The organism is Rossellomorea sp. DUT-2, assembly GCF_052665285.1.
In genome coordinates this window covers 655,314-678,720 of the sequence record NZ_JBQPEO010000002.1, presented here as the reverse complement: position 1 = coordinate 678,720, position 23,407 = coordinate 655,314, and the positions used below count along the sequence as shown (strand labels likewise).

Below are 23,407 nucleotides of genomic sequence, written 5' to 3'. Positions count from 1 at the left end.
TCTCCCCCACCTTGCCAATCATTATAAAAATAATAGATTCCCCTGTTTAACTTTCCGCCAATAACCTCATAATGACTACTAAATATTGTTCTACTTTCTCTAGTAATGACATACGTTGTACTAGAGTAGATTAAAGGAAAGGGTGGGAGAATGAGGTCGTATAAAGCGCCTAATTATGTAGTTGCGATTAATATGTCAACGATACTGAAAGGGATGTTGATCTTCGTGGCAGGATTGCTCTCGATTTTTTCGATAACGGGCATCCTCACTTCCCTGAACCCTGAGTATAGAATTACATCGAATTCCTTGAATCAAGTAGCTTCCAATGTGAAGGGTGAAGCATTATATAAGATCCTAGCATTAGAAAACCGGTCTTTTAATCAAGTTTTGACTGAAGAAGAGCAGGATTTACCGAATTTGTCCTCCCTCCTTTTCCAGGTGGCTACCAATGTGAGCTTTGAGGACCCCCGAAGTTTCCTGGGGAGAGAGCTTCCGGGATTCTCGATTTTCGATGGGGATATCCTCGTGGCCGGGGAAGGAACGGATTTTACGAATATGCCGATCGAATCTGTCCCGCCTCCCGAAGCACTTGAGGCAGAAAATGAAGCTCCACTCAAGAATGTAGAGAACTTAAAAGAATCGGATCAAAAGAGTGGGGATGTGGCCCCGCCGTTATCAACCGGAAATAAAAAGACGGTTCATCTTTACTTCACCCACACCCGTGAATCCTATCTGCCCTACTTGGAGGGGGTGACCAATCCGGATTCAGCCATGCATTCGGAAGTAAATGTCACCAAAGTGGGTGACATGGTGAAGAGGAACTTAGAGGGACTTGGGATTGGAACGACCATCGATAAAACCGATGTGATAGCGAACCTGAACAATAAAGGATTGGATTATTGGGCTGCCTACCAGGAGTCGAGACCATTAGTGCAGGCTGCCATGACGAGTAATAAAGACTTACTTTATCTTGTTGACATCCATCGTGATTCACAAAGAAGGGCTATCACGACGGGGACGATCAATGGGAAATCTTATGCCAAGCTCGCATTTGTCGTTGGGGAAGAGCATCCGAATTACGAGCAGAATTTAAAGGTGGCAACAGAGCTTCATAAATTATTGGAAGCGAACTATAAAGGGATCTCACGTGGAGTGATTGCGAAAAAGGGAAGCGGGACCAACGGGAAGTTCAACCAGGATCTTTCAAGCAATGCCATGTTACTGGAGTTTGGCGGAGTCGATAATACGTTTGAAGAATTGGAGCGATCAGCACAGGCTTTCGCTGAAGTATTCGCAGATTATTATTGGCAGGCTGAAAAGGTGAATCATACACCTGTCACTCCTGCTTCAAGTCAGTAATCAAAAGGATGGATGAGAAATGACCAAATTCTTTTTTAAATGTGCATTACTTATATCTGCCTTATTTATCGGGGTACTGATCGGAATGCAGTATGCGAATGAAGGCATCGTGGAAATGAAGGGACATGAACAACAAAAATTCACTTCGCCGGTGGGAGTGAGTCAGGACGGGGAAGGAAACGTGGAAGCGTCTTTCCTTGGGAATGAAGTGGAATCGAAAACGTTAAGCGAAAAGAAAGAGAAATTAGAAGACATGAAAGCCTTTAATGCGTTTTCCTCGATCGGAAAGGCGCTTGCAAATACAATTGAAAGTATCACCAATGAAATAGTGAACTTTATTGCTTCGTTAATATAAGAGGAGGCTTTCGGGAATGTTCCAGCCTTCTCTTTTTTTAAGGCTTTTTCTCTGAGAACTTAAGTGATTTGCTTTTTAAAATGGACAATTCCGTATAGCCCTTTTAGTTTACATTGAATAATATATAGTCTACTGCTATAATTCAAAATAGTGTACATGTGTGGAAATAACAGGAGTTGAACGTATAATGAACCGTGAAGAGAAATTAGAGAGACAATCGAGAATAAGAAACTTTTCCATTATAGCTCATATCGACCATGGGAAATCTACCCTTGCCGATCGTATATTAGAAAAGACGAAAGCATTGACGGCACGTGAAATGAAAGCCCAATTGCTGGATTCCATGGACCTTGAGAGAGAGCGTGGAATCACCATCAAATTAAATTCTGTGCAATTAAAGTATCAGGCAAAGGACGGGGAAGAATATATTTTCCACCTTATTGATACACCGGGGCACGTAGACTTTACATACGAAGTATCCCGCAGTTTAGCGGCTTGTGAGGGAGCTGTCCTTGTAGTGGACGCCGCTCAGGGTATTGAAGCCCAGACGCTTGCAAACGTGTATCTTGCCTTGGATAATAACTTGGAAATCCTGCCCGTCATCAACAAAATTGATCTTCCGGCAGCCGATCCCGAGAGAGTTCGTCAGGAAGTGGAAGATGTCATCGGTCTGGATGCATCTGAAGCGGTCCTTGCATCAGCCAAGGCCGGAATCGGAATCGAGGAAATCCTTGAGCAGGTAGTTGAAAAGGTGCCTGCCCCTACAGGAGATCCCGATGCACCATTGAAAGCCCTGATCTTTGACTCATTATATGACGCCTACCGAGGAGTCGTTGCCTACATCCGTGTAATGGATGGAAGCGTCAAGGTAGGGGATAAAGTCCGTATGATGGCGACAGGGAAAGAGTTTGAAGTGACCGAGATCGGTGTCTTCACACCGAAAGCGACGGGTCAGAAGGAATTGACCGTCGGGGATGTTGGATATTTGACTGCAGCGATCAAGAACGTCGGGGACACCCGTGTAGGGGATACGATCACACTTGCCGAAAATCCTGCACAGGAAGCATTGCCTGGTTATCGCCGAATGAACCCGATGGTTTATTGCGGTCTATATCCGATTGATTCAAATCGTTATAACGATTTGAGAGAAGCACTTGAAAAGCTTGAATTAAATGACTCTGCCCTTCAATTCGAGCCTGAAACTTCACAGGCATTAGGGTTTGGATTCCGTTGTGGATTCCTCGGTCTTCTGCATATGGAGATCATTCAGGAACGTATCGAACGGGAATTCAAAATCGACCTGATCACGACTGCACCAAGCGTTATCTATCATGTGAAATTGACGGACGGTGAAGAAGTGAAAGTGGATAACCCATCCATGATGCCGGATCCTCAAAAGGTCGATCATGTTGAAGAACCTTATGTCAAAGCAACGATCATGGTTCCGAACGACTACGTAGGTGCCGTAATGGAACTTTGTCAAGGAAAGCGCGGGAACTTCATCGATATGCAGTATATGGATGATACCCGAGTGAACATCGTCTATGAAATCCCGCTTGCTGAAATCGTATATGACTTCTTCGATCAATTGAAATCGAATACGAAGGGGTACGCTTCATTTGATTATGAGCTGATCGGATACAAGGAATCCAAGCTTGTGAAGATGGATATCCTGTTGAACGCTGAAAATGTCGATGCCCTTAGCTTTATCGTTCATCGTGACTTCGCTTATGAACGCGGGAAGTTGATTGTAGAGAAATTGAAGGAATTAATTCCGAGACAACAATTCGAAGTACCCGTCCAGGCAGCGATCGGGCAGAAGATTGTCGCAAGATCGACTATTAAAGCCATTCGGAAGAACGTTCTGGCAAAATGTTACGGTGGAGATATTTCACGTAAACGTAAACTTCTTGATAAACAAAAAGAAGGTAAAAAACGTATGAAGTCCGTAGGGAATGTAGAAGTTCCGCAAGAAGCATTCATGGCCGTCCTGAAAATGGACGATACGGATAAAAAATAATTGTCTTCATGATAAAGGGGGGAAAGTGGCTTGTACCATACAAGCGCTGCTTACCCCCTTTTCTCTATGAATGCCCCAAAAGGAGGGATATACTTGGTAAAATCAGCTTATATTCATATACCTTTCTGTGAACATATCTGTCACTATTGTGATTTCAATAAAGTTTTTTTAGAAGGACAGCCCGTAAATGAATATTTAATCAGCCTGGGCAAAGAAATGAAGCAAAGAGTCATGTCTCCTGACAAACTGGATACGATTTTTGTCGGTGGCGGCACTCCGACATCATTGAATGCAAGCCAGCTTGATCTATTATGCGAATCGATCAACACTCATCTGCCCTTTGATCAGGGGGAATTCACCTTTGAAGCAAACCCCGGCGATTTGACGGAAGACAAACTTCGAGTGTTAAAGGACCACGGTGTAAACCGGTTGAGTTTTGGTGTTCAGTCATTCAATGATGAGCTTCTAAAAGGAATCGGACGGACACATAGAAGCGAGGATGTGTATACGTCCGTTGAAAAGGCTCAAAAAGTTGGATTCTCGAATATCAGCATTGATCTGATTTATAGCCTGCCTAAGCAAACAGAGGAAGATTTTCAAGATACATTGAAGAAAGCACTGGACCTTGATCTTCCTCATTACTCGGCTTATTCACTCATCGTAGAGCCGAAAACGGTCTTCTACAACCTGATGAGGAAAGGGAAGCTGTCATTACCTTCTCAAGACCAGGAAGCGGCTATGTACGAGATTCTGATCGAAACGATGGAGAAATACGGGATCAATCAATATGAAATCAGTAATTTTGCTAAACGTGGATTCGAAAGCAAACATAATCTCGTTTATTGGGACAATAATGAATATTATGGTTTAGGAGCCGGTGCTCACGGATATATAAACGGAGTACGTTATTCCAATTACGGTCCCCTGAAAAAATATATGGACCCGATTGCAGAAGGTTCCCTGCCTACCATCCAACAACATGAGGTAACGAAAGCAGAAAGAATGGAAGAAGAAATGTTCCTCGGATTACGTAAGGTAGAGGGCGTGAGTAAATCCATATTCCAACAGAAATTTGATTGCAGCGTGGAGTCCGTTTTTGGTACCTCCATCGCGGAAATGGAGAAGCGAGAACTGCTTTTAGTAGATGAGGAACGTGTGGCACTTACGAAACAGGGGCGCTTTCTAGGAAACGAGGTATTTCAATCTTTTCTGGGTGTAATCTAATGGTTGTATTCTACTAAAGGTGTATGGTGTTTATATTAGTCTACAGCAAGTAACTCAAGCTTAGAAAGTTGATTGGAGCGGAAGGTGCTCGACTCCTGCGGGAATAGCGGGAAAGTACGAAAAGCGGAGGCGGCTCGACCAGCCCCGACAAGCATAAGATGAATGGACCGGGAAGGCGTTTTTTGCCTTCTTGGGCCATTTAGCTTATGACCTCGAGGGGCTAGCAGCCGGAGCTAGACAGTTGAGACCCCGCAGGGCAAAGCCCGAGGAGGCTCAACTCACGCCCCGCGGAAAGCGAGCACCTGGAGCGGAAATCAACCACTACTGGCTATTTCAAAAGCAACAGACTTTCTGAAAAGAGCCAATCTAATATATTGACATCCCTTTTCTGATTTGATAATTTATTAATTAGATTTAGCACTCATCTCAATAGAGTGCTAACAGGGGTGATGAATGTTGTTAACAGATCGACAACTTCTAATTCTTCAAGTGATTATTGATGATTTTATCCTGTCAGCTCAGCCTGTCGGTTCGAGAAGCTTGTCCAAGAAGGATGAAATTTCCTTCAGCTCAGCAACGATTCGAAATGAAATGGCTGATTTGGAGGATTTGGGTTTTATTGAAAAGACGCATACTTCTTCAGGACGTGTTCCATCTGAAAAGGGTTATCGCTATTATGTGGATCACTTGCTTTCTCCACAGAAATTAGAGAAGAATGACGTGCATGCCATGCGCTCCATCTTCACTGAGCGAATATATGAATTGGAGAAAGTGGTTCAGAAGTCGGCAAAGATTCTTTCCGAGCTGACGAATTACACGACCATCGTATTAGGTCCCGATTTGAAGGAAAATAGGCTGAAGAAGATTCAACTTATTCCTTTGAACAAGGATACAGCGATTGCCATCATCGTGACGGATAACGGACATGTTGAAAATAAACTGTTCCATATCCCTCCGACAATGGATGCAGCAGAGCTTGAGAAGCTTGTGCACATCTTAAATGACCGATTATCGGGTGTTCCTATCAGTGAGTTAAACGATAAAATTTTCAAGGAAGTCGCTCTCTTGCTGAGAGAGCATATTCAGAACTATGATTTTATCCTTCACTCGATCACGGATTCCTTTAATCCAACGGTCACGGATAAGCTGTTCTTTGGTGGGAAAACCAATATACTCAACCAGCCTGAGTTTAATGACGTCCATAAAGTTCGCATGCTCCTTGAAATGATTGAACAAGAGGAGAGCGTCTACAACTTGATTCGTCCATCCGCTTCAGGATTGAACATTAAAATCGGGAAAGAAAATGATCATCTTGCTATGGAGAATTGCAGTCTCATAACCGCTACTTATTCTATTGGTAAAGAACAATTAGGATCCATTGCGATTATCGGACCTACTCGAATGGAGTATTCCCGTGTCGTGAGTTTACTTAATTTCTTTTCAAATGATATGTCCAAGGTACTTACGAAACTGTATCAAAGTGAAGATTAGTGGACATATTGTATAAAGGAAAATAAGGCTCTGATGCCGTCTTTATCGTCATCTGGAGCCTACAAGTGTTCGTAGATTTTTAAGGAGGTGAATGTTATGTCTGAAAAAACAAAACAAGAGCAGCATGATGCGAAAGAAGAAAACAGCGAAGCGGTAGAAGAAGTGTTCGCTGAAGAACCTCAAGCAGAGGAAGTAGCAGAAGAACAACATGAATCAGATGAGCTTTCACAATTGGAAGATAAGCTGAATGAGTCTGAGAATCGTTATCTTCGTTTAAGAGCTGATTTTGATAACTTCCGCCGACGCGTCAATGTAGAAAGCGAAGCGAAGGAGAAATATCGTGCTCAAGGACTGATCACTGAACTATTGCCGGCACTTGATAATTTCGAGCGTGCTTTAAATATAGATGCTGATAATGATCAAACAAAAACACTGCTTCAAGGAATGGAAATGGTTCATAGAAGTATTGTTGAAGCCCTTAAGAAAGAGGGAGTAGAGCCAATTGAAGCGGTAGGTCAAGAGTTTGATCCACATTTGCATCAAGCAGTTATGCAAACAGAAGATGAAAATTTCGATAGCAATGTAGTTGTTGAAGAATTCCAAAAGGGATACAAACTGAAAGACAGAGTAATTCGTCCTTCCATGGTGAAGGTCAATCAATAATAAAGACATTACATATACAAAACAGGGAGGTTTCTTACTATGAGTAAAATTATCGGTATTGACTTAGGTACAACAAACTCATGTGTATCAGTACTTGAAGGCGGAGAGCCAAAGGTTATTGCAAATGCAGAAGGAAACCGCACAACTCCATCAGTTGTTGCGTTCAAAAATGGAGAAAAGCAAGTTGGGGAAGTAGCAAAGCGTCAAGCCATTACAAACCCAAACACGATCATCTCAGTGAAACGTCATATGGGAACAGCTCACAAAGTGGAAGCAGAAGGAAAAGAATACACTCCACAAGAGATTTCAGCTATGATTCTTCAACACTTAAAATCATATGCAGAGGACTATCTTGGAGAAACAGTTGAAAAAGCAGTCATCACAGTACCTGCTTACTTCAATGATGCAGAACGTCAAGCAACAAAAGACGCTGGTAAAATTGCGGGTCTAGAAGTTGAGCGTATCATCAACGAACCAACTGCTGCTGCACTTGCATATGGTCTGGATAAAATGGATCAAGACCAAACCATCCTGGTATATGACCTTGGTGGCGGTACATTTGACGTATCCATCCTTGAACTTGGTGACGGTGTATTCGAAGTACGTTCTACTGCCGGTGACAACCGTCTTGGTGGAGACGACTTTGACCAAGTGATCATCGATTATCTTGTAGCAGAATTCAAAAAAGAGAACGGCATCGACCTTTCTAAAGATAAAATGGCACTTCAACGTCTTAAAGACGCAGCTGAGAAAGCCAAGAAAGATCTTTCAGGAGTGACTTCGACTCAGATCTCACTTCCATTCATCACGGCTGGAGAAGCTGGTCCACTTCACTTGGAAGTGACCCTTTCAAGAGCGAAATTCGATGAAATCTCTTCAGATCTTGTAGAACGTACAATGGGACCAACTCGTCAAGCGATGAAAGATGCTGGTCTTTCTGCAAATGAAATCGATAAAATCATTCTTGTTGGTGGATCAACTCGTATCCCGGCTGTACAAGAAGCAATCAGAAAAGAAACAGGTAAAGAGCCATCTAAAGGCGTTAACCCTGACGAAGTGGTAGCGATGGGTGCAGCGATTCAAGGTGGAGTTCTGACTGGAGACGTGAAAGATGTTGTCTTACTTGACGTTACACCACTTTCACTTGGTATCGAAACAATGGGTGGCGTATCAACTAAGCTGATCGAGCGTAACACAACGATCCCTACGTCTAAATCACAAACATTCTCAACTGCCGCTGATAACCAGACAGCTGTTGATATCCACGTATTACAAGGTGAGCGCCCAATGGCTGCTGATAACAAAACGCTTGGTCGTTTCCAATTAGCGGACATTCCGCCTGCACCACGTGGCGTACCACAAATCGAAGTGAAATTCGATATTGATAAGAACGGTATCGTGAATGTAAGTGCGAAGGACTTGGGAACAGGTAAAGAGCAAAACATCACAATCAAGTCTTCTACCGGTCTTTCAGATGATGAAGTAGAACGCATGGTGAAAGAAGCAGAAGAAAATGCCGAAGCGGATAAACAACGTAAAGAGGAAGTCGAACTTCGCAACGAAGCAGACCAACTTGTTTTCCAAACGGAAAAAACGTTAAAAGACCTTGAAGGCAAAGTAGAAGAAGATGAAGTGAAAAAAGCGGAAGATGCGAAAGCTGAATTAAAAGAAGCAATCGAGAAAGATGATCTGGATCTTATCCGTGAAAAGAAAGATGCATTACAAGAAATCGTTCAAAGCTTAACGATGAAGCTTTATGAGCAGGCTCAAGCTGAAGCTCAAGCAGCAGAAGGCGAAGCTTCGAAAGACGACGATGTAGTCGATGCTGAATACGAAGAAGTAAACGACGACAAGAAATAATCCAGTATGTACGAAAAAGTCAAAGTCAGGGCGGTTCTTGGCTTTGACTTTTTCTATGATTGAAAGAAACAGAATGTGTTACATTCATCTATCAGACACAATCAATTAGAAGGAATGTTGAGTTTTTATTGATAATAGTCAAAGCTCAATGTTAAAATAACCTTTATGCAAAGGATTCGGGAGTGGTGTTTTAATGAGTAAACGGGACTATTATGAGGTTCTTGGTGTCGGAAAAGATGCCTCAAAAGACGAAATGAAGAAAGCATACCGCAAGCTCTCCAAAAAATATCATCCGGATATTAATAAAGAAGCGGATGCGGATGAAAAATTCAAAGAAATATCGGAAGCCTATGAAGTATTGAGTGATGATCAAAAGCGTGCTCAATATGATCGTTTTGGACATACTGACCCTAACCAGGGATTTGGCGGCGGAGCTGACTTTGGCGGTGGCGGTTTCGGTGGTTTCGAAGATATCTTTAATACATTCTTCGGAGGCGGCGGAGGCCGCAGAAGAGATCCGAACGCACCTAGACAAGGTGCCGACCTTCAGTACACGATGTCACTGACATTTGAAGAAGCGGTCTTTGGAAAAGACACAGAAATCGAGATTCCGAGAGAAGAAGAATGTGACACTTGCCATGGTTCAGGTGCGAAGCCGGGAACAAAGGTCAATACATGTTCTCACTGTAATGGATCGGGTCAATTGAATGTAGAACAGAATACACCGTTTGGCCGCATTGTGAACAGACGGGTTTGTCACTACTGTAACGGTACGGGTAAACAAATCAAGGAGAAATGTTCAACTTGTGGAGGAGCAGGAAAAGTACAGAAGCGCCGTAAAATCTCTGTTAAAATCCCGGCTGGTATCGATGATGGACAGCAGCTGCGTGTGACAGGTCAAGGTGAACCAGGTATAAATGGCGGACCTGCCGGTGACTTGTACGTTGTATTCCACGTTCGCTCTCATGATTTCTTTGAGCGTAACGGAGACGATATCTATTGTGAAATGCCAGTGACGTTTGCACAAGCGGCATTAGGTGATGAAATTGAAGTACCGACCCTGCACGGGAAAGTTAAGCTGAAAGTGCCTGCTGGAACTCAAACAAGCACGAGATTCCGTTTGAAAGGTAAAGGAGTACCGAATGTACGTGGATACGGTACAGGTGATCAGCATGTTCAGGTGAAGGTGGTTACCCCTTCTAAATTAACAGATAAGCAAAAGCAATTATTAAGAGAATTTGCGGATATTAGCGGACAGGTACCAGACGAACAGCATGAAAGCTTTTTTGATAAAGTAAAAAAAGCCTTTAAAGGCGAATAACTAAAGGACGGAGTTGGTAGATCAATGAAATGGTCAGAAATCAGTATTCTTACTACGAATGAAGCGATTGAACCTATTTCAAACATTCTTCATGAATCTGGAGCAAGCGGTGTGGTCATTGAAGACCCTGCCGAATTAATTAAGGAAAGAGAAGATATGTTTGGAGAGATCTACCAACTCAATCCTGATGATTATCCGAGTGAAGGTGTCTTAGTCAAAGCGTATTTACCCGTAAATAGCTTTCTTGGTGAAACCGTTGACGAGATCAAGCAGGGCATTACGAACCTGGTTACCTATGATATAGACATTGGTGAAAACAAAGTGGAGATTTCAGAAGTGAATGAGGAAGAATGGGCAACGGCGTGGAAGAAATACTACCATCCTGTGAAGATCTCCGATAAATTTACGATCGTCCCTACTTGGGAAGAATATACACCGGTTCACAGTGACGAACTCATCATTGAACTCGATCCAGGCATGGCATTCGGGACAGGAACTCATCCTACAACGGTCATGTGTATCCAGGCACTCGAGCGAATCGTGAAAGAACATGATACTGTCATCGATGTAGGAACAGGTTCAGGTGTATTATCCATTGCTGCTGCACAGTTGGCAGCAGACAATGTAAGAGCGTATGACCTGGATGAAGTGGCTGTTCGTTCAGCAAGATTGAATGTGAAGCTGAACAAAGTTCAACAAACTGTGACGGTTGACGAGAACAATTTATTGAATGGAGTTACAGGGCAAGCGGATGTGATTGTAGCGAACATTTTGGCTGAAATCATTTTACGCTTTACACTTGATGCCTTCGAACTTGTGAAACCGGGTGGATCTTTTATCACCTCTGGGATTATCCAGCCAAAGAAGCAAGAAGTACGTGATGCATTGGAGTCTGCCGGATTTATAATAGAAGAAATTATGGTCATGGAAGACTGGGTCGCTATTATTGCCAAGAAGCCTATGTGAATGTAAGTAAAAACGGTGGAGTTGAAACTGTATGCAACGATATTTTATTAATGACACATATCGAGAAAATGATCCGATTACGATAACAGGGGATGACTATCATCATATCGTTCGTGTCATGAGAATGAAGGAAGATGATGAAGTCTATGCTGTTTTTAAGGATCAAGCATCAGCAATTGCCCGAATTGAAACGATTTCCAGTGACTCAGTAGAACTATCAATAGTAAAATGGGAAACAACGACGAAAGAATTACCAATTAAAGTAACCATTGCGAGCGGACTGCCGAAAGGGGATAAATTGGAGTTGATTTTCCAAAAGGGAACAGAGCTTGGAGCCACTCAATTTATCCCTTTTAATGCGGATCGCTCCATTGTGAAGTGGGACGATAAAAAAGCAAAGAAAAAGGTTGAACGATGGGAGAAAATCGTCAAGGAAGCAGCGGAACAGTCTCATAGACTCCTTGTTCCCGACGTATCTGCCCCCATTTCATTGAAACAATTAATACAGGCACAGTTTGATTACAAACTGATTGCATATGAAGAAGAAGCAAGAGCCGGAGAAAAAGGAAATCTTTCAAAGGTGTTATCGACGATTGAACATGGACAAAGTGTCCTGGTCGTATTCGGTCCTGAAGGTGGATTGACAGAAAAAGAAGTAGAGATGTGTAAGAACGAGGGCTTTATCCCATGTGGCCTTGGCCCAAGAATCTTACGGACGGAGACTGCTCCATTGTATGTCCTCTCAGCCATCAGCTATCAATTAGAACTTATGAGGTGATTGTAATGCCATCAGTAGCGTTTCACACTCTAGGGTGTAAAGTGAACCACTACGAAACAGAAGCCATCTGGCAACTATTTAAAGAAGAAGGATACGAACGTGTAGAATATGATTCGATTGCAGATGTGTATGTCATTAACACGTGCACGGTAACGAATACAGGAGATAAGAAAAGCAGACAGGTCATTCGTCGTGCCATCCGTAAGAATCCTGACGGAGTGATTTGTGTAACTGGATGCTACGCTCAAACATCCCCTGCTGAAATCATGGCGATACCAGGCGTCGATGTCGTGGTGGGAACGCAGGATCGAAGAAAAATGCTTACGTATATCGAAGAATACAAAACAGAACGACAACCGATCAATGGCGTCACGAACATCATGAAGAACCGTGTCTACGAAGAACTGGATGTCCCGGCGTTTACAGATCGTACACGTGCCTCTCTTAAGATCCAGGAAGGCTGCAATAATTTCTGTACGTTCTGTATCATTCCATGGGCACGCGGTCTGATGAGATCCCGTGATCCTGAAGAAGTCATTCATCAAGCTCAACAGCTTGTGGATGCAGGCTATAAAGAGATTGTCCTGACAGGCATTCACACAGGTGGATACGGAGAGGACATGAAAGACTACAATCTTGCCATGCTTCTTAAAGATCTGGAGCAAAAAGTGAAAGGTCTGAAGAGAATTCGTATCTCTTCCATCGAGGCCAGTCAACTGACGGATGAAGTCATTGAAGTGATCGATCAATCGAATATCGTTGTCAGACACTTACACGTTCCGCTTCAATCAGGATCCAATACGGTCCTTAAGAGAATGCGCAGAAAATATACGATGGAATTCTTTGCAGAACGCTTGGAAAAGCTTAAGAGGGCTTTACCAGGACTTGCCATTACCTCTGATGTCATTGTCGGTTTTCCCGGTGAAACGGAAGAAGAATTTATGGAAACTTATCATTTCATCAATGAACATAAATTCTCAGAGCTTCATGTGTTCCCATATTCTAAGCGGACAGGTACTCCTGCCGCACGGATGGACGACCAAATCGATGAAGATATCAAGAACGAAAGAGTTCATCGTCTAATTGAACTTTCAAACCAATTAGCGAAAGAATACGCTTCTCGGTTTGAAAATGAAGTATTAGAAGTTATCCCTGAAGAAATTTACAAAGACGATCACTATGTTGGATATACGGATAATTACCTGAAAGTAGTATTCCCGGCAACGGAAGATATGGTAGGGAAACTGGTGAAAGTGAAAATCACGAAAGCCGGTTATCCTTTAAACGAAGGTCAATTTGTACGTGTCCTTGAAGAGCAAGACGAAAAAGCCGCAATTTAATAGATCAAGGCACCTGACAATGGTTGGGTGCTTTTTTGTTTTTGCACAATAATTCTTTGTAACCACTTTCTTTTTTTGTACAGAATCAATTTATCTATTGATAAGTGAAGAGGAAGGTTGTAAACTATTAATGTCAATATAATAAAAGAAACAGGTTTTTTTTTAAACTAATAGTGCAAACGATTGCATTAAATGTAAGCGTTTGTATCTTACTATACTTTGATGAGGTGTTACGATGAAAAAGGCATGGCGTAAAGAAGCGGTAGGCTATCAAATCTATCCCAGGAGTTTTCAGGATTCAAACGGCGACGGAATCGGTGACTTGCAGGGCGTGATTCAGCGGTTGGATTATATTAAAGAATTAGGTATCGATGTGATTTGGATTTGTCCAATGTATAAATCACCTAATGATGATAATGGATATGATATTTCTGATTATCAGGATATTATGGAAGACTTCGGTACGATGGAGGACTTCGATCAGCTACTTAATGAGGTTCACAAGAGAGATATGAAATTGATCATTGACCTTGTACTTAATCATACAAGTGACGAGCACCCTTGGTTCATTGAGTCTAAAAGCTCTAAAGAAAATCCAAAGCGTGACTGGTATATATGGAGAGATGGCGTAAAAGGCAAGGAACCGAATAACTGGGAGAGTATCTTTGGGGGATCAGCCTGGGAGTATGACGAAGAAACAGATCAATATTTCCTTCACGTATTCTCTACGAAGCAGCCGGATTTGAACTGGGAAAATGAAGAAGTCCGCGACGCTCTGTATGACACAGTCAACTGGTGGCTTGATAAAGGAATTGATGGTTTCAGGATCGATGCCATCAGCCATATTAAGAAACGTCCAGGACTTCCTGATATGCCAAATCCTAAAAAGGAAAAGTATGTTTCTTCTTTCGATATGCATATGAATCAAAAAGGGATTCACACGTTCCTGCAAGAATTCAAGGATCGGACGTATGCAAACTATGATGTCATGTCCGTTGGAGAAGCAAATGGTGTAAAAGCCGATGAAGCGGAACTATGGGTTGGAAAAGAAAACGGTAAGATGGATATGATTTTCCAATTTGAACATCTCGGTCTTTGGGACGCCGAAACTAACCCGGACCTTGATATCGTCGAATTGAAGAAGGTGCTCACTCGCTGGCAAAAAGGCCTCGAAGGCAACGGCTGGAATGCCCTATTCATCGAAAACCATGATAAACCACGAGTTGTATCCACTTGGGGCAATGATAAAGAATATTGGAAAGAAAGTGCCACTGCCATGGCAACCATGTACTTCTTAATGCAGGGGACTCCCTTTATTTATCAAGGCCAGGAAATCGGGATGACTAATGTTCAATTCCCTTCCATTGAAGATTATGATGATGTAGCGGTCAAGAATCTATATCGTCTGAAGCGTGAAGAAGGAGTACCTCACCAAGACATCATGGACATCATCTGGGCTTCTTCCCGTGACAACAGCAGAACACCGATGCAATGGACGGATGAAGGAAACAGTGGATTTACAAACGGCAAGCCTTGGATGAAAGTCAATCCAAACTATAAAACAATCAATGTAAAAGCTCAGGAAAAGGATGAAAACTCCATTCTGAACTTCTATAAAAAAATGATTCAACTAAAGAAAAAGGAAGATGTCTTCACGTACGGGATCTATGACCTGCTTCTTGAAAAAGACAAGCAAATCTATGCGTATACCCGCACAGGTGAAGATCGATCCATGATCGTGATCACAAACCTTTCCACTAAGAATGCCGTTTGTGACCTTGGTAAATTGGAAGTCTCCTCTTCTAATCTTCTGTTGAATAACTATGATGCAGACAGCCATGAAAATGTAAGCAAGTTAACTCTTAAGCCATACGAAGCGAGAGTGTACCGTTTAAAATAATTGAAGGTTGCAACCCTGGTATTTGAATACCGGGGTTGTTTTTATTTGGCACTATTCTTAAAAATTGTTGTTATTTAAGAGAAGGAAACAGGTAGAGTGATCAAAACTTAGACCGTTCCTTTCCGCTCCAGGCACAAGATTCCCCGGGGAGGAAGTCGAGCCTCCTCGACGTTCCGTCTGTGGGGTCTCGACCTTTCCTCTATATCCCGCAGGAGTCAAGTGCCTTCCGCTACAATCCACTCTGTTCTTCTACATTCTGAATGCCTAATAATATAGATAGACGGGCTTGGGTTGAATTTACGGTTGCTTTGGATTAAAACCAAGAAGGACATCGAAACGTAAGTAGAAGGTCCCTGATAAATCTAATCAACTTTTTCAACTTGAAGTAATTCTAATAAAATCAATATAAATTTCTTTGAAAAACAACCTCATTTAAAGAGAGTAGTGGTCGATTTCCTCTTGTGTAATTCTGTTTTCTTAAGATTATTTTTTTGTCCCTATAAGCTCTGTCACGAATATTTCTTATAGATGGTGAGGGGAACTGCGTAGACTCCTGCGGAAGAACGGGCGTGCCGAGACCCCGGAAGCGAAGCTGAGGAGGCTCGGCCGTACGTCCGCGGAAAGCGAAGCGGTTCCCCTCACCATCTAAGCACACACTGGTTGACGGAGCACCTTGGCAGACTTTATGTTAGAAAACAACAAACTTTGTGAAAAGAGAATTAAAAAATGAAAAGGTTTTCTTTTTTGGGAGATGCTAATAAGAAATGCTCGTCTTTTTCTCTTTGTTTTGTTATGATAAGAGAGGTACGGACAACTGTTAAAGGAGAGATAATGAATGACTACGAACATTGCAAGTATGATTGATCATACTTTACTTAAACCAGAATCAACGAAAGACCAAGTAGAAGTACTTTGCCAGGAAGCGAAAGAATTTAAATTTGCTTCTGTGTGCGTTAACCCGACATGGGTTCAATATTCAAGCGAATTATTAAGCGGCACTGAAGTAAAAGTGTGTACGGTTATCGGGTTCCCACTTGGAGCTTCTACGCCTGAAACGAAAGCATTCGAAACTAAAGATGCAATCGAAAAAGGTGCTACAGAAGTGGATATGGTCATCAATATCGGCGCATTGAAAAGTGGCGATCATGAGTTGGTTAAACGCGATATTGAAGCAGTTGTGGCAGCATCTAAAGGTAAAGCACTTTCAAAAGTAATCATTGAAACATGCCTGCTGACGGATGAAGAAAAAGTGAAAGCTTGCCAATTAGCTGTAGAAGCTGGAGCAGATTATGTGAAAACATCTACAGGATTCTCTACTGGGGGAGCGACTATAGAAGATATCGCTCTTATGAGAAAAACAGTTGGACCTGATATCGGTGTGAAGGCTTCTGGAGGCGTACGTTCTTCCGAAGACGCACAAGCTATGATTGATGCAGGGGCTACCCGCCTGGGAGCAAGCTCTGGTGTGAAAATCGTACAAGGCTTGACAAGCGACTCTGATTATTAATAAGAAAAAAGCTGAACGAGGAATTCAATCCTCGTTCAGCTTTTTTTTGGCTGGTGAATCCTTTCAATGAAACGGGCGAATTGATTCGCAAATGGCAACACAAGGATCGAGCATAAAAGGTTAAATAGGACACTGGCGTGGGCCAATTGTAAATCGGGTGAGCCTGCTAAAGATTGAGCCACCAATCCGAGTAATGGGATGAAGGGGATAAAAAGAGCGACCCCAATAACGTTAAGCCATATGTGAGCGTACGCCGTCAGTTTTGCTTGAGTACCCCCACCGATGCTTGCAATAAAAGCTGTAATACATGTCCCGACGTTTGCGCCAAGCATAATGGTGATTCCCGCATGAAGATCAATGGAACCTGCAGCCAGAAATCCCATCGTCACTCCTGTCACAACGGTGCTGGACTGGATGATCGCCGTTAATATACAACCAATAAGCAGCGCGAGTACAACATGCTCGTTCACTTCTATGATATACGTGCGCAAGGATTCGTGAGTCGTTAATGGAGTAGCTAACCACTGAATCGCCCGGATCGACGTAAAGATTAATCCAAACCCGATAAATATCATTCCCGCACTTCGGATGGAGGGTGAGCGGAAGAAATACAGAATGCATCCGATGATCATGGATGGGACAATAAGATAATTCATATCCAGTGTGAACATTTCAAGGGTGAAGGTTGTTCCGATATTAGACCCAAGCATGATTCCGATCGTCTGTCTGAACGGTATCAAGCCGGAAGAGGCCAGTCCCACAGTGAGAACCATAACGGCAGAACTGCTATGGATAAAGGCTGTTACAATCGTTCCTGTAAGGACACCCTTAGCAGGAGTGCTCGTTAAATAATGAAGCCATTTCTTAATTTTCTGATTGGCAATATTAAAAAGCCCTGACCGCAGCCAAGTCATCCCCAGTAAAAAACATAAGATGAAAAAAATAAAGGCGATTCCATGTAAAATCATTACATTCCTCCCACACACCAGCCTGCTTTATACAAATGTATGGAAGAATTGAGTGAGACATGCCTATTTATATAAGGTGTTTTATGATAAATTGTTGACCTATTACATATCATATATTATAATGGCAAAGTACATGGATTTCTTTATATTAATAAAGAGTTCATCCAAGAAAGACATACACTTTCTGTCCCCTTGTGACAATAATCCAAGGGCAAAGCCATAACCTATTGGTGAAGTAAAGGACGCTAGGAAACTCTGCGTCTTAAGAATTTGGTACAAACCATTTCTTGACTTTAACATGTAAGTGTAGTGTGTTCGGAGGGAGGGAAAGAGAGATGTCAAAAACAGTTGTTCGTAAAAACGAATCGCTTGAAGATGCTCTTCGTCGCTTCAAACGCTCAGTTTCTAAAACAGGAACTTTACAAGAGTTTAGAAAGCGCGAATTTTATGAAAAGCCAAGCGTAAAACGCAAAAAGAAATCAGAAGCTGCAAGAAAGCGTAAGTTCTAAGAGAGGGTGTAAGCATGAGTCTTCTCAATCGTTTAAATGATGATATGAAACAAGCGATGAAAAATAAAGAAAAAGAGAAGCTTTCTGTTATCCGCATGCTTAAAGCTTCACTTCAAAATGAAGCGATTAAACATGGGAAACAGGAACTCTCTGAAGACGAAGAGTTGACTGTCCTTTCTCGAGAAGTGAAGCAACGGAAAGACTCCCTCCATGAATTTCAAAACGCTGGTCGCGAAGACCTCGTTGAAAAAATTCAAACAGAACTGACTTACGTCGAAATATATATGCCGAAGCAGCTTTCAGAAGAAGAAGTCTCTGCCATTGTCCAACAGACGGTAGCGGAGGTAGGTGCTACTTCTAAAGCTGACATGGGCAAAGTGATGGGAGCAATCATGCCTAAATTAAAAGGGAAAGCCGATGGAGCTCTCGTCAACAAACTTGTTCTTCAACATTTATCATAAGATTAAAGAGACCGGAAAGCCATCATGCTTTCCGGTTTTTTTAATAGCGTTAAGAAGGGAGGCGGTTTGAAGATTTATAGGGGAAGTTAAGATTACAGTTTGAGGTTGAAAATAAGTTTGAGGAAGTCGATAATAAAAGGTGAAAGATTGTCATAACCAAGCTTCAATCCATCAAAAATATCCTTCTTTTTCAAGTTTTTTTACTATATTAGTAAATTCCGCCCCAACCACATACTATTTTTAAAAAAGTTGAAACTTTTTTAAAGGTCAAACGTACATAGAGTATCAAGGAATATTACCTGAAACGAGGGGGTTGCGTTGAAAAAAGGTCTACTAATATTTTTCATGATGATTCTTGGGTTCAGTTTTCTTCAGCCCTTGTTAAGCTCCGCGGATAATACAAAGAAAGTATACGTCATACCTATTCACAAGGAAGTTGAAAAAGGGCTTCATGCATTTCTGGAGAGAGCGATAAGTGATGCAGAGGAAAACAATGCTGAACTGATTGTTTTTGATATTGATACGCCGGGAGGTCTGGTCACTGCAGCTGGAGATATTGGTCAGCTCCTTGACGGCGTAGAAACGAAGACGGTTGCCTTTGTGAATAATCACGCTTTATCGGCAGGTGCCTTCATCTCCCTTCATGCAGATGAGATCTATATGGTTCCAAATGGTCAAATCGGTTCTGCGGCTGTGATTGATCAAGCTGGAAATGCCGCTGATAAGAAAGCTCAGAGTTACTGGCTTTCTGCCATGAAGAGTGCGGCTGAATCAAATGGGAGAGATCCTCAAGTTGCCCTGGCCATGGCGGATGAATCGGTAGTGATCGAAGAATTGGGGATAGAAAAAGGGGAATTATTGACTCTCGGTTCAAAAGAAGCCAAGCAAGTCGGCTACTCTGAAGGAACCGTTGCGAACCTGGATGAGTTATATGAAACCCTTGGTGTCGATAAATCTTCTGTTGTAAATGTCGAAGAGACCTTTGCAGAGAAGCTGGCACGATTTATAACCAATCCGGTCGTGGTACCAATCCTTCTTTCGTTGGCAAGCCTTGGGTTGATTGTCGAATTGTATTCACCAGGCTTTGGGATTGCCGGTTCTATCGGATTGATTTCCCTTGTATTATTCTTTTATGGACACTTAGTGGCGGGACTTGCCGGTTACGAAACCATAATCCTCTTTATCATTGGGGTCGCTCTTATCGTAGCGGAATTTTTCCTCCCTGGGGGCATTGCAGGCGGACTTGGGATCGGGGCTATTCTCGCAAGTATTATGTTGGCAGGGGGCGATGTAGTGCAAATGGGCATTTCTCTTCTTATCGCTTTACTTATTGCCGTTGCGACAATGATTATATTTGTAAAGGTGTTTGGTAAAAAAATGAAATTTTTTAACAAAATCATTTTAAAAGATTCAACAAGCACAGAAAGTGGATATGTATCAAACATCAATCGATTAGAATTGGTCGGTAAAGAAGGTGTAACGAAAACACCTTTAAGACCATCCGGAACCGTGATTGTGGATGATGAAAGAATTGATGCAGTGACAGAGGGTGGCTTTATTAAAGCAGGTGAAAGAGTTAAGATTGTGAAAGTAGAAGGTTCGCGGATTGTTGTAAGAGACATTTCATAATTACTTAGGAGGTAAAGAATATGGTTATAGGACCAAGTACGATTTTATTGCTCGTTGCCATTGTGGTGGGAGTGATTGTATTAGCAGTATTGTTTACATTTGTACCAGTCATGCTGTGGATTTCAGCCATCGCAGCAGGAGTAAGAATCAGTATTTTCACACTAGTGGGGATGAGGTTGAGACGTGTTATCCCGAGTCGTGTGATTAACCCATTAATTAAAGCTCATAAAGCAGGCATCACGGTAACGATCAATCAGCTGGAGAGTCACTATTTAGCTGGTGGTAATGTAGACAGAGTGGTCAATGCACTGATTGCAGCCCATCGTGCAAACATTGAACTGACCTTTGAACGTTGTGCGGCGATTGACCTTGCTGGTCGTGACGTACTTGAAGCGGTTCAAATGAGTGTTAACCCTAAAGTAATCGAAACGCCATTTATTGCCGGTGTTGCAATGGATGGAATTGAAGTGAAAGCCAAAGCGCGTATTACGGTTCGTGCGAACATTGACCGCCTTGTCGGGGGGGCCGGGGAAGAGACAATCGTTGCCCGTGTAGGGGAAGGGATTGTATCAACAATCGGTTCATCCAGCAATCATAAGAAGGTATTGGAAAATCCGGATTTGATTTCTCAAACGGTCCTTTCGAAAGGCCTGGATGCAGGTACAGCATTTGAAATCCTCTCGATTGATATCGCGGACGTTGATATCGGCAAGAATATCGGAGCAGAACTGCAAACAGAACAAGCGGAAGCTGATAAAAACATTGCACAGGCGAAAGCTGAAGAAAGAAGAGCAATGGCCGTGGCCAATGAGCAGGAAATGAAAGCAAGAGTAGAAGAAATGAGAGCGAAAGTTGTGGAAGCAGAAGCAGAAGTACCTCTTGCCATGGCTGAAGCACTCAGATCAGGAAATATCGGTGTGATGGACTATATGAACTTAAAGAATATCGACGCTGATACGGAAATGAGAGACTCGATCGGGAAACTAACCGGGGATAAAAATGATCCGAAAAATTCTAAAGATAAGTAATTTCCCCTTGTGAGAAAGGAGTTTTCTCCATGGAACCGTTAATCATTGCCATACTGATCGGACTTATCACTACGATTTTCAATAAAGTGAAAGAGTCTCCTTCTAATAAACCGGTAAGGCAAAAGCCGATTCAAACGGCGTCTCCCCCTCCTTCCGAACCTCATGAAAGAGGAAGAGAAAGGGAGAGAACGGCACGGAACAGAGTGCCAAGAGAATACAAAGAACCATTGAAAGACGCAGCCTCTTCTATTCAAACCCGGTTTGAAGAAAAGAAGAAGGAAACGGAATCAACCTATGCAGATTTACAAAAGAAAGAAGAACGTTATTCCCGCAGACTGGAAGCTCATCAAACCAGGGCAGAGAAGATACGGGAAAAAGGCTCAACTCTCAACATTGATTTCAACAAGGAAGATGATATCGTAAAAGGATTTATCTTTTCAGAGGTATTTGGACCTCCAAGATCAAAAAAACGTCATCATTAAAAATAAGAGTGATGAAACCCCTTTTCATTTCATAAATATGAGATGAAAGGGGGTTCTTTTTTATGGCAAAAAGCTTTTTACAGCATGCGCGTAAATGGATGACACAGAAAATGGATTTACCTGAAGATGTCATGATGGACCTTCCTCGCGTCACCATGATTGGACAAATTCACATCTATATAGAAAACCATCGTGGTCTGTTAACGTTCACAGATCGAGAGGTACGACTTCTGCTAAAACAAGGTCAACTTTTAATAAAAGGTGAACAGTTTGTCATCAAGATGATTCTTCCGGAAGAAATTCTTCTTCAGGGGAAGATCGTAGAAGTGATCTATTTGGAACAATAGGAGGGACGGATTTGAAGAATCAATGGTTCACCTTTCTAAGGGGAAAGGTATTTGTGAAAATGGAAGGCAGATTAGTTGAGAGGGTCATCAATCAATTGCTTCGTGCAAATATCACGATTTGGAATGTGAAGAGAGCTGGAACGGAGACCATCACCTTTTACTTATCCTTAGAGGATGTACATAACTTCCGAAGAGCGGTGCGGACATCCGAGTGTAAAGTGACATTTCTAAGAGGTCAGGGAGTTCCATTTTTGTTTAAGCGATCTCTGAAGAACTCAGGGTTCATGATAGGTGGACTTGCTTTCTTCGTCATCGTCTTCCTGCTTTCCAATATGGTATGGGACATTCAAATTAAAGGGGCATCCCCACAAACGGAGCACAGCATCAGAAAAGAGCTGGAAGAAATGGGAGTGTCGAAAGGGAAGCTGCAATTCTCCCTGCCGGATGTGGAAAATATCCAACGGGAGCTATCCTACAGAATGAATAATATTACGTGGGTAGGGGTGGAATTGCAAGGGACAACCTTTCACTTCCAAGTGGTTGAGAAGAACGCCCCTGAACCTTCTGAATCCTCTGGTCTGCAGCATATCGTAGCGAAGAAGAAAGCGATCATCACTCAAATGTTCGTAGAAGAAGGAGATCCCCAGGTGAACGTCAATGACTATGTGAACAAAGGTCAGCTTCTCGTATCAGGATTGATAGGGAATGAAAAGGATCCTAAAGGGGTCCCGGCCAAAGCAAAAATCCTCGGGGAAACATGGTATAAATCTAACGTTGATTTACCTTTGAAATCCCAATTTGTGGTTTTTAGCGGCGATGAAAAAAGAAAGCATTATGTCGGAGTCGGCTCTATTAATATTCCGATTTGGGGATTCGGAAAAGTTGAGTATGAAGAGTCCATCGAGGAAGAGAATAAAAAGAACCTGCGTTTTTTGAAATGGGAGCTGCCGATATATTATATTGATAAAAGCTTTAAAGAGAAAGAGGATGTAGAGAGAACTTATACGAAATCAGAAGCCATCGATGCGGCGAGGAAGCTGGCCAAGAGTAATTTGGAGTCCACCCTCCCTGAGGATGCCGAAGTCATAGGTGAAAAAATTTTGCAAGAAAAGGTTGAGAATGGTAAAGTTAGGGTAACAATTCACTTCAAAGTATTAGAAAACATTGCAGTAGGACAACCAATTATTCAAGGAGACTAA

Annotated in this window: 21 protein-coding genes; 20 read left to right on the top strand and 1 reads right to left on the bottom strand. The window is 42.3% G+C overall.

Annotation, left to right across the window (positions count from 1 at the left end; genetic code table 11):
- Window positions 1–150 precede the first annotated feature (150 nt).
- The 13 genes from spoIIP (at window position 151) to deoC (ending at window position 16,784) form a co-directional block, all read left to right on the top strand.
- Window positions 151–1,359, top strand: coding sequence for a stage II sporulation protein P (spoIIP, locus tag ACOSV2_RS09225; protein ID WP_428974845.1), 1,209 nt, complete (start codon window positions 151–153; stop codon window positions 1,357–1,359).
- Between the two features lie 19 nt (window positions 1,360–1,378).
- On the top strand, window positions 1,379–1,714 hold the full coding sequence (locus ACOSV2_RS09220) for a DUF3679 domain-containing protein (RefSeq protein ID WP_428974844.1): 336 nt from the start codon (window positions 1,379–1,381) through the stop codon (window positions 1,712–1,714).
- A 187-nt stretch (window positions 1,715–1,901) separates the two neighbouring features.
- The gene (gene lepA, locus ACOSV2_RS09215) at window positions 1,902–3,734 is read left to right on the top strand and encodes a translation elongation factor 4 (RefSeq protein WP_428974843.1); all 1,833 of its coding nucleotides are present in this window, start codon (window positions 1,902–1,904) and stop codon (window positions 3,732–3,734) included.
- Between the two features lie 66 nt (window positions 3,735–3,800).
- On the top strand, window positions 3,801–4,958 hold the full coding sequence (gene hemW, locus ACOSV2_RS09210) for a radical SAM family heme chaperone HemW (protein WP_428975093.1): 1,158 nt from the start codon (window positions 3,801–3,803) through the stop codon (window positions 4,956–4,958).
- Window positions 4,959–5,414: 456 nt separating this feature from the next.
- Window positions 5,415–6,449, top strand: coding sequence for a heat-inducible transcriptional repressor HrcA (gene hrcA, locus ACOSV2_RS09205; RefSeq protein ID WP_428975092.1), 1,035 nt, complete (start codon window positions 5,415–5,417; stop codon window positions 6,447–6,449).
- A gap of 96 nt (window positions 6,450–6,545) precedes the next feature.
- Entirely contained in the window at window positions 6,546–7,112 is a 567-nt protein-coding gene (gene grpE, locus ACOSV2_RS09200; protein WP_428974842.1) for a nucleotide exchange factor GrpE, read from the top strand.
- A gap of 39 nt (window positions 7,113–7,151) precedes the next feature.
- Complete coding sequence (gene dnaK / locus ACOSV2_RS09195; protein ID WP_428974841.1) at window positions 7,152–8,972, top strand: molecular chaperone DnaK; 1,821 nt, start codon at window positions 7,152–7,154, stop codon at window positions 8,970–8,972.
- Between the two features lie 193 nt (window positions 8,973–9,165).
- On the top strand, window positions 9,166–10,293 hold the full coding sequence (dnaJ, locus tag ACOSV2_RS09190) for a molecular chaperone DnaJ (protein WP_113970634.1): 1,128 nt from the start codon (window positions 9,166–9,168) through the stop codon (window positions 10,291–10,293).
- A 24-nt stretch (window positions 10,294–10,317) separates the two neighbouring features.
- Window positions 10,318–11,259, top strand: a complete 942-nt coding sequence (prmA, locus tag ACOSV2_RS09185) for a 50S ribosomal protein L11 methyltransferase (RefSeq protein ID WP_428974840.1) — start codon at window positions 10,318–10,320, stop codon at window positions 11,257–11,259.
- Window positions 11,260–11,290: 31 nt separating this feature from the next.
- Window positions 11,291–12,037: a 16S rRNA (uracil(1498)-N(3))-methyltransferase gene (locus ACOSV2_RS09180; protein WP_428974839.1), complete on the top strand. Its 747-nt coding sequence runs from the start codon at window positions 11,291–11,293 to the stop codon at window positions 12,035–12,037.
- A 5-nt stretch (window positions 12,038–12,042) separates the two neighbouring features.
- Window positions 12,043–13,377 (top strand): tRNA (N(6)-L-threonylcarbamoyladenosine(37)-C(2))-methylthiotransferase MtaB, encoded by a 1,335-nt coding sequence (gene mtaB / locus ACOSV2_RS09175; protein ID WP_428974838.1) that lies wholly within the window; start codon window positions 12,043–12,045, stop codon window positions 13,375–13,377.
- A gap of 235 nt (window positions 13,378–13,612) precedes the next feature.
- Window positions 13,613–15,277, top strand: a complete 1,665-nt coding sequence (locus ACOSV2_RS09170) for a glycoside hydrolase family 13 protein (RefSeq protein ID WP_428974837.1) — start codon at window positions 13,613–13,615, stop codon at window positions 15,275–15,277.
- A gap of 835 nt (window positions 15,278–16,112) precedes the next feature.
- Complete coding sequence (gene deoC, locus ACOSV2_RS09165) at window positions 16,113–16,784, top strand: deoxyribose-phosphate aldolase (protein ID WP_428974836.1); 672 nt, start codon at window positions 16,113–16,115, stop codon at window positions 16,782–16,784.
- A 35-nt stretch (window positions 16,785–16,819) separates the two neighbouring features.
- On the opposite strand, the gene ACOSV2_RS09160 is transcribed toward deoC, so the two are convergent.
- Entirely contained in the window at window positions 16,820–17,752 is a 933-nt protein-coding gene (locus tag ACOSV2_RS09160; RefSeq protein WP_397552150.1) for a Na/Pi symporter, read from the bottom strand.
- 335 nt (window positions 17,753–18,087) lie between these two features.
- Between ACOSV2_RS09160 and rpsU the strand changes: the two genes are divergently transcribed.
- The 7 genes from rpsU (at window position 18,088) to yqfD (ending at window position 23,407) form a co-directional block, all read left to right on the top strand.
- A complete protein-coding gene (gene rpsU / locus ACOSV2_RS09155; RefSeq protein ID WP_032087602.1) occupies window positions 18,088–18,261 on the top strand; it encodes a 30S ribosomal protein S21 in 174 nt (57 codons plus the stop codon).
- Window positions 18,262–18,275: 14 nt separating this feature from the next.
- Entirely contained in the window at window positions 18,276–18,722 is a 447-nt protein-coding gene (locus ACOSV2_RS09150; RefSeq protein ID WP_397552151.1) for a GatB/YqeY domain-containing protein, read from the top strand.
- Between the two features lie 318 nt (window positions 18,723–19,040).
- Window positions 19,041–20,351, top strand: coding sequence for an NfeD family protein (locus tag ACOSV2_RS09145; protein ID WP_428974835.1), 1,311 nt, complete (start codon window positions 19,041–19,043; stop codon window positions 20,349–20,351).
- Between the two features lie 26 nt (window positions 20,352–20,377).
- Complete coding sequence (gene floA / locus ACOSV2_RS09140; RefSeq protein ID WP_113970660.1) at window positions 20,378–21,379, top strand: flotillin-like protein FloA; 1,002 nt, start codon at window positions 20,378–20,380, stop codon at window positions 21,377–21,379.
- A 29-nt stretch (window positions 21,380–21,408) separates the two neighbouring features.
- Complete coding sequence (locus tag ACOSV2_RS09135; protein ID WP_428974834.1) at window positions 21,409–21,861, top strand: hypothetical protein; 453 nt, start codon at window positions 21,409–21,411, stop codon at window positions 21,859–21,861.
- 62 nt (window positions 21,862–21,923) lie between these two features.
- The gene (gene yqfC, locus ACOSV2_RS09130; protein WP_113970624.1) at window positions 21,924–22,208 is read left to right on the top strand and encodes a sporulation protein YqfC; all 285 of its coding nucleotides are present in this window, start codon (window positions 21,924–21,926) and stop codon (window positions 22,206–22,208) included.
- Window positions 22,209–22,219: 11 nt separating this feature from the next.
- A complete protein-coding gene (gene yqfD / locus ACOSV2_RS09125) occupies window positions 22,220–23,407 on the top strand; it encodes a sporulation protein YqfD (RefSeq protein WP_428974833.1) in 1,188 nt (395 codons plus the stop codon).

What these genes read in the sequence shown, in the direction of transcription:
- spoIIP (WP_428974845.1), top strand. Translation starts at nt 151, where the DNA reads ATGAGGTCGTATAAAGCGCCTAATTATGTAGTTGCGATTAATATGTCA.
- dnaJ (WP_113970634.1), top strand. Translation starts at nt 9,166, where the DNA reads ATGAGTAAACGGGACTATTATGAGGTTCTTGGTGTCGGAAAAGATGCC.
- dnaK (WP_428974841.1), top strand. Translation starts at nt 7,152, where the DNA reads ATGAGTAAAATTATCGGTATTGACTTAGGTACAACAAACTCATGTGTA.
- mtaB (WP_428974838.1), top strand. Translation starts at nt 12,043, where the DNA reads ATGCCATCAGTAGCGTTTCACACTCTAGGGTGTAAAGTGAACCACTAC.
- ACOSV2_RS09150 (WP_397552151.1), top strand. Translation starts at nt 18,276, where the DNA reads ATGAGTCTTCTCAATCGTTTAAATGATGATATGAAACAAGCGATGAAA.
- ACOSV2_RS09180 (WP_428974839.1), top strand. Translation starts at nt 11,291, where the DNA reads ATGCAACGATATTTTATTAATGACACATATCGAGAAAATGATCCGATT.
- hemW (WP_428975093.1), top strand. Translation starts at nt 3,801, where the DNA reads ATGAATGCCCCAAAAGGAGGGATATACTTGGTAAAATCAGCTTATATT.
- ACOSV2_RS09135 (WP_428974834.1), top strand. Translation starts at nt 21,409, where the DNA reads ATGGAACCGTTAATCATTGCCATACTGATCGGACTTATCACTACGATT.
- yqfC (WP_113970624.1), top strand. Translation starts at nt 21,924, where the DNA reads ATGGCAAAAAGCTTTTTACAGCATGCGCGTAAATGGATGACACAGAAA.
- ACOSV2_RS09220 (WP_428974844.1), top strand. Translation starts at nt 1,379, where the DNA reads ATGACCAAATTCTTTTTTAAATGTGCATTACTTATATCTGCCTTATTT.
- grpE (WP_428974842.1), top strand. Translation starts at nt 6,546, where the DNA reads ATGTCTGAAAAAACAAAACAAGAGCAGCATGATGCGAAAGAAGAAAAC.
- rpsU (WP_032087602.1), top strand. Translation starts at nt 18,088, where the DNA reads ATGTCAAAAACAGTTGTTCGTAAAAACGAATCGCTTGAAGATGCTCTT.
- ACOSV2_RS09170 (WP_428974837.1), top strand. Translation starts at nt 13,613, where the DNA reads ATGAAAAAGGCATGGCGTAAAGAAGCGGTAGGCTATCAAATCTATCCC.
- prmA (WP_428974840.1), top strand. Translation starts at nt 10,318, where the DNA reads ATGAAATGGTCAGAAATCAGTATTCTTACTACGAATGAAGCGATTGAA.
- deoC (WP_428974836.1), top strand. Translation starts at nt 16,113, where the DNA reads ATGACTACGAACATTGCAAGTATGATTGATCATACTTTACTTAAACCA.
- lepA (WP_428974843.1), top strand. Translation starts at nt 1,902, where the DNA reads ATGAACCGTGAAGAGAAATTAGAGAGACAATCGAGAATAAGAAACTTT.
- ACOSV2_RS09160 (WP_397552150.1), bottom strand. Translation starts at nt 17,752, where the DNA reads ATGATTTTACATGGAATCGCCTTTATTTTTTTCATCTTATGTTTTTTA.